This window comes from Chryseobacterium cucumeris (assembly GCF_016775705.1).
GTDB classification, from domain to species: domain Bacteria; phylum Bacteroidota; class Bacteroidia; order Flavobacteriales; family Weeksellaceae; genus Chryseobacterium; species Chryseobacterium cupriresistens.
The window spans coordinates 797,501-810,215 of record NZ_CP068760.1 but is presented as its reverse complement, the minus strand read 5'-3'; the positions used below and the strand labels follow the sequence as shown (position 1 = coordinate 810,215).

Genomic DNA, 12,715 nt, shown 5'->3' with positions numbered 1-12,715 from the left:
AAAAAAAGAATCTCAATTCTGAGACTCTTTTTTATTTTGTTAGTTTATACTAAGTTGTTTGCTACCAGGTATTCTGCAATTTGTACAGCGTTTGTTGCTGCTCCTTTCCTCAGATTGTCTGCAACGATCCAGAGGTTGAGCGTTTTAGGCTGTGACAGATCTCTTCTGATCCTTCCAACGAAAACTTCGTCTTTTCCTTCTGAATAAAGAGGCATCGGGTAGTGGTTGTTTTTCACATCATCCATTACAATGACACCAGGAGTTTCAGATAAGATTTTTCTTACTTCATCCAGTTCGAATTCATTTTCGAATTCGATGTTTACACTTTCAGAATGTCCTCCCTGAACCGGAACTCTTACAGCAGTTGCTGTTAAGTTAAAGGTATCGTCTCCTAAAATCTTCTTAGGCTCCTTCATCAGTTTGATCTCTTCTTTTGTGTAATCATCATCAGCAAATACATCACAGTGTGGTAATGCATTTTTGAAGATCTGATAAGGATATACTTTTTCAGTAGTTTCATCTCCACTTATTTCACCGTTTAACTGGTCTACAGCAGCTTTACCTGTTCCTGTTACAGACTGGTAAGTAGAAACGATTACTCTTTTTAAATCATATTTTTTGTTCAATGGCCCAAGAACCATTACCAATTGAATGGTAGAACAATTCGGATTTGCGATGATTTTATCTTCTTTTGTTAAAACATCAGCATTGATTTCAGGAACGACTAATTTTTTATCAGGATCCATTCTCCAGGCAGAAGAATTATCAATTACTGTTGTTCCTGCTTCTGCAAACAGAGGAGCGAATTCAAGCGAAGTAGATCCACCTGCAGAGAAAATAGCAATATCCGGTTTGGCAGCTATAGCGTCCTTCATGCTTACGATGGTAAATTCCTTCTGTTTATACTTCACCTTCTTGCCTACAGATCTTTCGGATGCTACCGGAATTAATTCTGTTACAGGGAAGTTTCTCTCCTCCAAAACTTTAAGCATAACTTGTCCAACCATTCCTGTTGAACCTACTACAGCTACTTTCATTGATTTAATTAAAAATTTAAGATTAAACTATTTATAAATTATAACGCATATAATTTTTTTGTCTGTTTTAAGCCCCGAAGACTCTTGTCCAAGGGAATGCAAATGCAAATAAACCTACTGCAATCAATCCCATAATTACTACTCCTAAAGAAATAGTATCATTGGATTTTACTTTTTTGTTGACAATCGTCATCAAAACTGCCGCAATAAGCATAGAGAATGGATGTTCAACATATTGGAATCTCAATGCCGCATTTTTCATTACTTCTCCCATATTTAATCCTTTGCTGAACGTGGTGATCAGCATAATGATTCCCAATAAAAACTGAACGTGGAAGAAAATCATTGTGAAAAGCGTTGTTTTCTTCAAAAATTTGTTCACTTTTCCACTGAAACCGAACATGGTAGCCAAAAGTGCAATGACAAATAATGTTACCAAAAGAATTTCAAGATACCCGAATCCTTTGTGGGCATTAAGTAAAATGTTGTAAAAATCCATAATCCTATTTTTTTGTACACAAAGATAACAAAAATCCCGGCTCAAAGCCGGGATTGATATTGAGAAAATCTAATATTGTGATATTATTAGAAATTGAATGATAATGTTGCTGCCCAGGTTCTTCCGAATCCGAAGAATACCTGGTTAGTTTGGCTGATTCCTTTGTAATTGCCTGCTGCCTGGTAAGCTGCATATTCTTTAGCAAGACCAGCAACTGTTCCACCTTTGATTTCAGCATATTCCTGTGCTGTAAGGTTGGCGTGAGTATTTGTATTTGATTCAGCGATGTATGTTGTATCGAATAAGTTATAAACATTACCTCTAATCGTGAAGTACTGTTGTTTGTTGTTTAGGTTGATTCTATATGAAAGTCCTAAATCAAACAAATTGTAGCTAGGTAATTCTAATGTACCTTTTTGAGCAGCAGCTTGAGTTCTGAAATTGAAAGCATCTAAACTAGCGTACAGATTGTTTGTATTTCTCCATGTAGCATCGAAGCTTAGGTTTCTAATAGGTTTTACTGTTACTCCTAAAGCAGCTGTCATTTGTGCTGCGTCACCAACTTTTACTTTATCTAGGTATAATGTAGCTTCGTTACTTGTGCTTCCAGGGAAGTTAAGTGGCTGGTTTGTGCTGTCTTCAAAAAGAGTAGCAGTTGCATTTCCTTTATAGTACCAGTCTCCTATAGAGAACATACCATTGATGGTTAATATTTTATTAAGATTATAGTTAGCATCTACTTCCACTCCCATGTGAACTTCATTCAGTCCATTCATTTCTACATAAGCCGTCTTACCTGCAACAAGATCTCTTAGGTTAGATCTTCTAAGATATCTGTCATCCCAAGTTGTTCTGTATAAGTTAACATTAGCGTTGAAATTTGCAGATCTGAAACCGTACCCTAATTCTACACCAAATATTTTTTCATTTGTAAGATCCGGAGAAACGATGTTCTCATTACTTCTGTATACTGCATTGAAAAACGGCTGTTTTTCATAGTATCCAACATTCCCAAAAACATTGTGTTGTTCGTTAATATTGTAATTAACTCCAGCCTTGATATTGTATCCGAACAGATTTTTGAAACCTGTTTTAGTATTCATAATTTCTCCTTTCTTTGATTTTGTAACTCCATCAACAATAAAGTTATCAATTCTTTGAAATCCTTGGTTAGATACAGACCCTTGAACGAACGCAGAGATTTTATCATTTGTATATTCGAACTGGCCAAAAGCTCCATACCAAAGTACTTCCCCATCATTGCTATAGCCAATTTGATTATTTATATTGTCAATTTTTCCGCCAAATGGATTCCAGCTAGCTTCTGGTTTGGATACTGCTGTTACTAAGTTAGGTGGAATGTTTTTGTTATTTTTATCAATATATCCGCTTGCACCTAGTAGATCAGTTACTACCTGGTAATGGTATCCATAATAGTATCTTGCATCAACACCCGCAGAGAACTTAAAGTTATCATTGATGGTGTGGTTGAAGCTTGAAATTAAACCAAACCAGTTGTGTGAATTAATAGATGCATTTCTGATAAGCACTCCTTTATCTGGTGTAGACGCTTGGTTAGCTGCAACAACATTATCAAAATTATATAATCCGGTATTCTGATCTCTAAAAGTACTTAAGCTCTTTCCATTGGCAGAACCGGTAGTGTTTGTTCCTCCTCCTCTACCAAAAGAACCATATAATACCGTGTTAAGTTTAGACTTTTCACTCAGTGTCCAGTCCCAGTTTAAGGATAATACAGGCTTATGATAATAGTTTACTCTTGCTGAATACTGTCTTCCATTCAGATAGCCCCAATCTGAGTTATATTTTCTGTCTGGAGTTCCATCATGATCAGGGTTGAATTTTATATAATCGGAAATAGCAATAGCATATGACCTTTGGTTATGCCATTGAGGTGCCCCAGTAATGGTAAATTGAAAATCATGATTACCTCCCGGTTTTTTGTATCCTAATGCAAAATAATAGTTATATCCTTCAAACTTGGTTCCGTCCGCATACATAGAACCTGCAGTTCTGGACATTAGAAATGAAGAAGACCATCCTTTTTCAGATTTTCCTGTATTGTATGCAAAAAGAGATTTTACATAGTCATTGTTACCAACTCCCAGAGAAACTATTCCACCTTGTTTTTTGTCGGCAGCTCTTGTAAGAATATTTACAGTGCCACCCACAGACGCAATTGCTAATTTGGAAGACCCAAGTCCTCTCTGTACCTGCATTGCAGAAGTTACATCAGATAGTCCTGCCCAGTTTGACCAATAAACTGATCCTCCTTCCATATCATTTACTGGCATACCGTTTACCATTACGGCAATATTGTTTTGGTTAAATCCTCTAATATTTAGTTTAGAGTCTCCAAAACCACCACCTCCTTTAGTAGCATAAACGGATGGAGTTGTGTTTAGGATCTCAGGAAACTCCTGGTTACCTAATTTTTCAACAATCTGTGCTTCTTTAATTGTTGAAACTGCTACTGGAGTCTTTCTATCCTTGGCGATATCTGCAACACCAGTTAATACAACTTGTTCAATATCATTGGACTTAATTTTTGTAGAGTCCTGAACCTGTTGAGCATAATAGACACTAGCTGTAGATAAAGTAATTACTGCAGTTAGCATCGATTTGTTGATTAATTTCATAATCGTTAGTAATAATTAGATTTAATTTTCTGCAAAATTCGCAAAATTAAATTTAACTATTATTAACTCAATGTTAATTTTTAAAAAGTCTTAATAATGTTAAAGTGTTAAAAATCAGTATTGTGGCTGAAAATTGAATTTTTGTATGAAAAAAGTCATGTTATTGAATTTTTAACAAACTGGGGGTGTTTTTGTTAAAAATTCAACGCTATTTCACTGCTTTGAGACTCAAATCTATATTCTCAGCAGAGTGGGTAAGGGCCCCTACAGAGATATAGGTAACACCTGTAGAGGCAATTTCTTTCAGCATATCGCGGGTAATTCCTCCTGATGCTTCAGATTCACAAGAACCTTTGATCATTTTTACAGCCTCCTTCATCGTTTTTACATCCATATTGTCTAACATGATTCTGTCAACTTTAGCATTGATAGCTTCCTGTACCTCTTCAAGATTTCTTGTTTCAACCTCTATTTTTAACTTTTTCTTATTCTTTTTAACGTAATCCTTTGCCATTGCTACTGCATTGGTAATGCTTCCGTTGTAATCAATATGATTGTCCTTCAGCATGATCATGTCATAAAGACCATACCTGTGATTGGTTCCGCCGCCAATAGCCACTGCCCATTTTTCACACATTCTGAAATTGGGAGTCGTTTTTCTTGTATCTAAAAGTTTAGTTTTGGTCCCTACTAACCTTGAGTCCCATTCATGAGTAAGAGTTGCAATCCCACTCATTCTCTGCATACAGTTAAGAACAAATCTCTCTGTGGAAAGGATAGATCTTGCACTTCCCGTAACGATAAGCGCTACATCTCCGAATTTACATGGAGTTCCATCTTTAATGAAAACCTCTACTTTTAAATTCTTATCAAATGTTTTAAAGATGATTTCTGCCAGCTCAACGCCTGCAAGAATACAGTCCTGTTTTACCAAAAGTTTAGCACTTTGTACAAGGTCCTGTGGTATGGTAGAAAGAGTAGAGTGGTCTCCATCCTGAATATCTTCTTCAAGAGCGTTTTTTATAAATGTCTTTAATGCTTTATCTGTTACGTATGCTGGTCTTTTCATTGTGTGATTTCTGTTAGGCTAAGTCTTTATTATAAAATGCTCCTTTATTCTCCGTCATTTCCATGGATTGGGTAATGATGAGATGGGCAACGGTTGTAAGGTTTCTTAATTCCGATAATTGGGGGGAAAGAATAGAGTAGTGGTATATTTCATCAACTGCGGCGGCAATTTCCTGGTGCTTCTGTAATGCCATATTCAGACGTCTGTTGCTTCTGACGATTCCGACCAGATCACTCATCATTTCCTGAAGTTGCTTTCTGAGATAGCTTACGATGACCATTTCGTCCATGATTTTCATTCCTTCTTCATTCCATTCCGGAACGGCTTTCAGGTCATCAAAGTTGAAACTGTTTTCATTCAGAAGTTCTACTGTTTTCATTGCGGCATTATGCCCGAAAACCAAACCTTCAAGAAGAGAGTTTGAAGCAAGCCTGTTGGCACCGTGTAGTCCTGAGTTGGTACATTCACCCACAGCAAAAAGATTTCTGATAGAGGATTGTCCGTCTCTGTCTACTTCGATACCTCCCATTAAATAGTGGCAGGCAGGTACAACAGGAATCAGCTGAGTGAAAGGATCAATTCCTTCATCTTTACATTTTTTATAAATATTAGGGAAATGTTCCAGGAATTTTTCATGGTTCATTTCCTTGCAATCCAAGCCGACAAATTCGTCTCCGGTAATTTTCATTTCAGCGTCAATGGCTCTTGCAACGATATCTCTGGAAGCTAATTCTTCACGTTCATCATATTTATGCATGAATTTTTCGCCCCTTTTGGTTCTTAATTTTGCTCCGTCTCCACGAACGGCTTCAGAAATCAAAAACAACATTCCATCCATTTTGCTGTAGAGAGCTGTTGGGTGAAACTGGTAATACTGCATATTGGAAACCTTTCCTTTGGCACGGGCAACAAAAGCAATTCCGTCCCCTGTTGCAATCGTAGGATTGGTGGTGTTTTTGTAAACATGTCCTGCACCTCCTGTGGCAGCAAGCGTTATTTTAGAAGTAATTTTTTTGATGGTTTTGGACTTCTCATCCAGAATGTAAGCACCGTAGCAGTGGATGTCTCCTTCGTTAAGTTCTTTTCCGGGAACATGGTGCTGTGTAATGATATCAATAACGTAATGATGATCCAGGATTTCGATATTCGGGCTGTTATTGGCCGTTTCCAATAAAGCTCTTTCGATTTCAAAACCTGTAATATCTTTATGATGTACGATCCTGTTTTCAGTATGGCCTCCTTCTCTTCCTAAAGCAAATTTACCGTTCTTCATGTCGAACTGTGCTCCCCATTCTACAATTTCATTGAATCTCGCGGGAGCTTCTCTTACCACCATTTCTACGACGTCACGTTTGTTTTCACCGTCGCCGGCACGCATGGTATCGTCTATATGTTTTTGGAAATTGTCATTCTGAAAATCTGTAACGACGGCGAGACCGCCTTGTGCATACTTGGTATTGCTTTCGTCTTCATCAGACTTGGTTACAATAATAATTTTGGCATCAGGGTGCTGTTCAGAAACTTTAATGGCATAGGAAAGTCCGGAAATGCCGGAACCGATTACTAATACATCCGCTTTTATCATATGCTGGCTTTAGGTACAATCGTTTAAAATATTAAATAAATTTAAACAATTTTTCGTTTGGTTTTCTTACTTTTTTCATGTGCTGGAAGTGATCTTCCTCGGAGCGGTAACCTAAAGCGAGGGTAACGGTTACTTTTTCTGTTTCAGGATTGACATTCAGAATGTCTTCTATAAGATCCTGGCGGAAACCTTCCATAGGACAGGAGTCTATATTTTCAATAGCTGCGGCATACATAAGATTGGCCAATACTATATAAGACTGTTTTTCTGCCCAGTTGAAAATTTCATCATGTGTTTTCTGGTTAATATGCTGATTAATGCTGTTTCTGAAAGAATCAAGTTTTTCCATTGGAGTATCCCTTACTTCAGAAATATGATTAAAATAGCCCCGGATATAGTTCTCTTCTATGATTTTTTTTGAGATAATAACAATAAGATGGGAACAGGTGGAAATCTGAGATGGATTATAAAAGGCGGGAATTAATTTCTGTTTCATCTCCTCGCTTTCAACAATCACAATTTTATAAGGCTGAAGTCCCAGCGAACTGGCAGACAGCTTTCCTGACTCAAGAATGTTGTGAAGGGTTTCCTGAGGAATAATCTGATGATTGAATTTTTTTACAGAATATCTTCTGCTTAAAGCTTCCAAATAATTCATAGGACAAATTTAGGAATTGAAGATGGAATAAAGTAAATTAATTCTTAAATATATTTTTTAATAAGTGTAAAAATATATCCCTTAGTATTGAATATTTTAATGTTAAAAAAATATAAAAATATCTCTGCATATTGAAAAAATTATATATTTATCTAGTCATTAAATACATAACTTATTATGCAAAAGAAAAAAATTGCAAAACTGGAAATTAAGAAAGAAGATATTCTTAATTTATCTATGGATGAGGCTCAAAAAGTAATTGGCGGAGGTGATGATACTACCACTGTGCCATACACTAAAGCTTCGGACTGTAACACAGATCAATGCTCTCGCTATTGTGAGGTAGAAACAGATCCTTGTAGTGGAGTTATTGAATATACGGATCTTTGTGGAATGACTGATAATTGTGGAACGGGAGGAGGACAAATGACACAAGAGGTTTCTCCTGAGTGTAACAGAACATAATACAAGATAATTTTAGTATAAATTAAAACTTAACCAAACATTTAGACATGCAAAAAAAGAAAATCGCAAAACTGGAAATTAAGAAAGAAGATATTCTTAATTTATCTATGGATGAAGCTCAAAAAGTAATTGGCGGGGGTGATGATACTACCACTGTTCCATACACTAAAGCTTCGGACTGTAATACAGATCAATGCTCTCGCTATTGTGGTGTAGAAACAGATCCTTGTAGTGGTGTTATAGAGTATAGTGATCTTTGTGGAATGAGTGATAACTGTGCATCAGGATGGTGTCAACTCACACAGGATGTATCTCCTGAATGTAATAGAACTTAATAACGGTATTTAAAACTACAGAACATATTAAGGATAACAGTATTGCAGTGTTATCCTTTTTTGTGTGACCAGATAAATTATATGAATATTATTTTTGAAGAGCTGGAAAAGATTAAATCAAAAACCAGTTCATATATGGATGTTGCAAATCTTAAAACAGGTCTTTTAGGTGATCTTGGTGGGTTGGGTTTGTTTTATTATTATCATAGTAAGCAATTTAATGATAATGATAGCCTAGAAAGAGGAGAAAAACTTAGTGATGAAATTATTTCTAATATTAGTGTTGCGCTTAAACGAGGTGATATCAGATATAGTAATGGAGTAGTAGGTTTTGCATGGCTTCTGAAGTTTTTTAACCAAGAAGAGTTTGTAGATTTTGAAGCAGGCGATGTATTATCAGATCTGGATGAACTTATTTTCAATTATGCTATTAATGAATTAGATAAGGGAAATTTTGATTTTCTTCATGGTGCTACTGGGGCTTTGCATTATTTCCTTACTGATGAGAAAGCTTTAAATGAATATGCAAAAGGAATTATTTCTAAATTGCATTCTATTGTGGAATATACTCCTGAAGGAAAAATGTATTGGCCTTTTTTTAGTTTAGAGGATACTCAAAAACTAAATAAATTTATCAATTTCGGGCTTGCTCATGGCCAGCCGGCTGTGGTGTCAGTTCTGTCAAAAGCATATGAGTTAAATCCTAATGATAACATACTGAAAAGATTAATTGAGGATACAACTCAAACAATCATAGATTATAAATATAAGGATAACAGAAACTCACTTTATCCATCTTCTATTCCTGCCTTAGAAAAAACAGATTTCTATTCAAAAGGATCACGCATGGGGTGGTGTTATGGTGATCTTGGTGTTGCAGCAGCCTTATGGGATGTTGGGAAGAGATTAGGGAATGCTTCGTTTCAGCAAGAAGCTTTACAATGTATGGAAAAATCAGCTCTACGGAAAGACTTGCAGGAAGGTTTTGTAAGAGATGCTGCAGTATGTCATGGTTCATCGGGGATAATGCATATTTTTAATAAGTTTAGTATTTTAACTGAAGGAAATAAGTATAAAGACTGCGTTGATTACTGGAAAAATGCTTCTCTTGAACTTTTAAATACAGATAATGATAAGTTGATTACAGGACATTGTGCTTGGAATAATCAAATAAACCATTATAATGATTTTGGTTTTTTGCAAGGATTAAGCGGAGTTGGACTTACTTTGTTGTCTCTTGTTAATCCTGATATTAAATGGGGAGAAGCCTTACTGATTTAAATTTTAAAATTATTTTGTATATGTACGAAAGTACCTTCTACGCTGCAAGGCAACCGCTTTTACCAATCAATAATTTTTTTGATTTTTATAGTATCATCAATCAGGGTAATGAACAATTTATATTGGATTATCTTGTAAAACAATTTACTGAGAACTACCAGTTGGAAGAAGGTCTATACCTTGCTTCTGATATCTTATATAACGAGGTTATAAAATATAAAACAGTACCTTCCAGATTGTCTGATAAAGAAAGAAAAAGAATGGTGCATTCTTTGACTAAATATTATATAAGGGCTTCGACCAGAGCCACACCTTTTGGGCTATTTGCAAATTTTAGGGAAGGAAACTTTAATTCCGGCGAATGTAAAAATGATTCAGCCACTGAAGTATTAGATTACTATCCTAAACTGGATATGGAAGTTCTTTTTCAGATAGGAGAATATATTTCAAAAATTAAAGGTGTTAAAAAATACTTTATTCTTTCTAATAATACAAGTCTTTATAAAACTAAAGATGATTACAGATATATAGAATATAGGTTTAGAAAAGGGATGAGAACACATCATTTGGTTTCCATAGAATCTGATGACCTTATCAATTTTATTATTAAAATTTCCAGAAAAGGAATCAAATATGAAACATTGATTAACAAAATCCTTGATCAATATGATGTAGAGCAAGAAGATATTGAGGTTTATATTGATCGCCTTATAGATTGTAAACTTTTAACAACAAATCTTGATGTTAATATTACAGGTCGTGATTATTTTGATGTATTGTTGGCATTTCTAAGAGATATTAATTCTGATACTGATGATGAAATTTTATTGCTGAAAAATATTTTACAAGAGATAAAATCCTTGTTAAGGAAAGTTAATGCCAGGCAGTCTAATATTGAATTCTATAAAAAAATATACATACTGTTAAAAGAGTTCCTGCCAAATCTCCCTGAAAAAAATCTGATACAGTTGGATGTGGTAAGTCCTATAAAAGATTATACTTTGTCATCTGATTTAAGGCATGACCTTGGCAATTTACTATCTGTTTTTTCAGCTTTTTCAAAATCCTATCCTCCCAAGCATTTTCAGCTTGAAATTTTTAAAAGAGCATTTTCAGAAAGATATGAAGATAGAAAAGTAAAACTTACGGAAGTATTAGATGAAGAAATTGGAATTGGATATAAATCCGCAGTAAGTACAAAAGATATTTATGAATCTAAAACAACGGGCAAAACAAAGTTTACTGCTTTTGCTTTAAAAAAATATCATGAATATTTAAAAAATAATTCTGAACAAATTGAAATTACTGATCGTGATATAAAAGAGAACTTTTCTGATGTTATAAATATTGAAACAGCAGAGCCGGGATTTACTTACTTGCTCAACGTATATCCGGGAAAAGAACAGCCATTATTTCATGTAACATCATATTCTCCTGCAATGACAGGCCTTTCTGGAAGGTTTTGTGGTATGCATCAGGGATTTTATGAGAAACTTCATGATTTGGTGGATATTATAGAAGCTAGAAATAATAATTATATATATGCGGAAATAGTTCATTTGCCACAAGCTAGAGTAGGAAATGTAATTGCTAGGCCCTATTTTGGAGAATATGAGATCCCATTTTTAGCCAATTCCCTGCTTTCTGAAAATCAAAAGGTTTATGTTAATGATTTATATATACAAATGATCAACAATGAACTTTATTTGTTTTCAGAAAAATTAAATAAACCTATCAAGCCAAGACTTTCTAATGCTCATAGCTATAGAAGAAATGGATTACCTATTTATCATTTTTTGTGCGATATGCAGTTTCAGAATTTTGATTCTCAACTTATTTGGGATTGGGGAATTGTGCAGGATATACAAGAGTATTTACCAAGAGTTGTCTATAAAGGGATTATTATTCAACAAGCTTATTGGATTATAAAAGGAAACAACTTTAGTAAATTAAGAAAATCTAAAGATTTTGATCAGTTTAAAAAGAATTTTGCTGAGATAAAAAGTAAATTGAATGTTACGGATATGGTTGTTTTCAAAGAGAGTGATAACATCCTTTATTTTGATTTTTCAACCGATTTAGGAATTGAATTGTTCCAAAAATATATCAATCAAAACGATAAACAGATTATTTTACATGAATGTCTATTGGAAATAACAGATGACAATTCTTTACCAAAGTACAGTAAAGAATTAGTAGTGCCTTTTATCAAGAAGGAAAGCAAAAAAAATTATCCATTAAAGATAAGAGCTTCAAGCAAAGACGCTATAACAAGAACATTTATTCCAGGCTCGGAGTGGGTTTATTTTAAAGTCTATATTGGGGATAAGTTTTCCAATAAATTTTTGGTGGCTATAGCAGACTATATTGAAAAAAAACTAGTGAAGAAAGGACTTGTTGAAAAATGGTTTTTCATAAGATATGCAGATCCTAAACGTCATCTTAGAATTCGTTTGAATGTAAAAGATCCTGCTAATATCTCTGTTGTTACAACAGGTATAAGCCAAATTTTTAATACGTATATAAAATCCGGTAAAGTGTCCGGAGTGGTTCAGGATACCTATACAAGGGAGTTGGAAAGATATAAAGGTAAAAATATAATCAACTCTGAAACATTTTTTTATCACGATTCTAAGTTTGTCTATAATTTATACAAATCTTTCAGCCCTATAAACTATAATTATCTGTTTCTGATCAGTTATTTCACAATAGAGGAGTATTTGGATACATTAGGGATGAATCATGATAAGTTAAGGTTTCTTGAGCGGAATTTCAATTATTTTGCAAAAGAATTTAATTATGAAAGCGATAAACTGTTAAGGAACTCTTTGCATGATGAACTTCGGAGAATTAAGGATATCACTATTTCAAAAGGACTTACCCCCGCTATTATTGAAGTTATTAATAACTCTGAAGTAAAAAATATTTTATTGAGCATTAAAAATGAAATCAAGGATGAATATTTTAATGTTTTAGGAAGTTATATTCATATGACAGTAAATAGATTATTCTCCGAAAAGCAGCGTTTTAACGAGTTTAGAGTTTACTTTTTTCTTTATAAAAAATATCAGTCTATTGTAGCAAGGGAAGTAAAATCAGTATCATTATACAACAATTAAATGTTCA

General features: G+C 34.3%; 10 protein-coding genes. 4 read left to right on the top strand and 6 right to left on the bottom strand.

Annotated features, from left to right (window positions below; all coding sequences use genetic code 11):
* Window positions 1-44 precede the first annotated feature (44 nt).
* The 6 genes from JNG87_RS03580 to JNG87_RS03555 all read right to left on the bottom strand — a co-directional run bounded on the left by JNG87_RS03580 (window position 45) and on the right by JNG87_RS03555 (window position 7,508).
* The gene (locus JNG87_RS03580; RefSeq protein WP_062673335.1) at window positions 45-1,037 is read right to left on the bottom strand and encodes an aspartate-semialdehyde dehydrogenase; all 993 of its coding nucleotides are present in this window, start codon (window positions 1,035-1,037) and stop codon (window positions 45-47) included.
* Between the two features lie 67 nt (window positions 1,038-1,104).
* On the bottom strand, window positions 1,105-1,536 hold the full coding sequence (locus JNG87_RS03575; RefSeq protein WP_034691532.1) for a hypothetical protein: 432 nt from the start codon (window positions 1,534-1,536) through the stop codon (window positions 1,105-1,107).
* Window positions 1,537-1,622: 86 nt separating this feature from the next.
* Window positions 1,623-4,196, bottom strand: coding sequence for a TonB-dependent receptor (locus JNG87_RS03570; protein ID WP_202841737.1), 2,574 nt, complete (start codon window positions 4,194-4,196; stop codon window positions 1,623-1,625).
* A gap of 208 nt (window positions 4,197-4,404) precedes the next feature.
* Window positions 4,405-5,265, bottom strand: coding sequence for a carboxylating nicotinate-nucleotide diphosphorylase (gene nadC / locus JNG87_RS03565; protein WP_202841735.1), 861 nt, complete (start codon window positions 5,263-5,265; stop codon window positions 4,405-4,407).
* A 13-nt stretch (window positions 5,266-5,278) separates the two neighbouring features.
* The gene (nadB, locus tag JNG87_RS03560) at window positions 5,279-6,850 is read right to left on the bottom strand and encodes an L-aspartate oxidase (protein WP_137904406.1); all 1,572 of its coding nucleotides are present in this window, start codon (window positions 6,848-6,850) and stop codon (window positions 5,279-5,281) included.
* A gap of 31 nt (window positions 6,851-6,881) precedes the next feature.
* A complete protein-coding gene (locus JNG87_RS03555) occupies window positions 6,882-7,508 on the bottom strand; it encodes an NAD(P)H-dependent oxidoreductase (protein WP_202841733.1) in 627 nt (208 codons plus the stop codon).
* 177 nt (window positions 7,509-7,685) lie between these two features.
* Between JNG87_RS03555 and JNG87_RS03550 the strand changes: the two genes are divergently transcribed.
* The 4 genes from JNG87_RS03550 (at window position 7,686) to JNG87_RS03535 (ending at window position 12,708) form a co-directional block, all read left to right on the top strand.
* Window positions 7,686-7,973, top strand: a complete 288-nt coding sequence (locus JNG87_RS03550) for a class I lanthipeptide (RefSeq protein WP_202841732.1) — start codon at window positions 7,686-7,688, stop codon at window positions 7,971-7,973.
* A gap of 47 nt (window positions 7,974-8,020) precedes the next feature.
* On the top strand, window positions 8,021-8,308 hold the full coding sequence (locus JNG87_RS03545) for a class I lanthipeptide (protein WP_202841730.1): 288 nt from the start codon (window positions 8,021-8,023) through the stop codon (window positions 8,306-8,308).
* An 81-nt stretch (window positions 8,309-8,389) separates the two neighbouring features.
* Window positions 8,390-9,589: a lanthionine synthetase C family protein gene (locus JNG87_RS03540; RefSeq protein WP_202841728.1), complete on the top strand. Its 1,200-nt coding sequence runs from the start codon at window positions 8,390-8,392 to the stop codon at window positions 9,587-9,589.
* Window positions 9,590-9,609: 20 nt separating this feature from the next.
* Window positions 9,610-12,708 (top strand): lantibiotic dehydratase, encoded by a 3,099-nt coding sequence (locus JNG87_RS03535; protein ID WP_202841727.1) that lies wholly within the window; start codon window positions 9,610-9,612, stop codon window positions 12,706-12,708.
* Window positions 12,709-12,715: the final 7 nt, after the last annotated feature.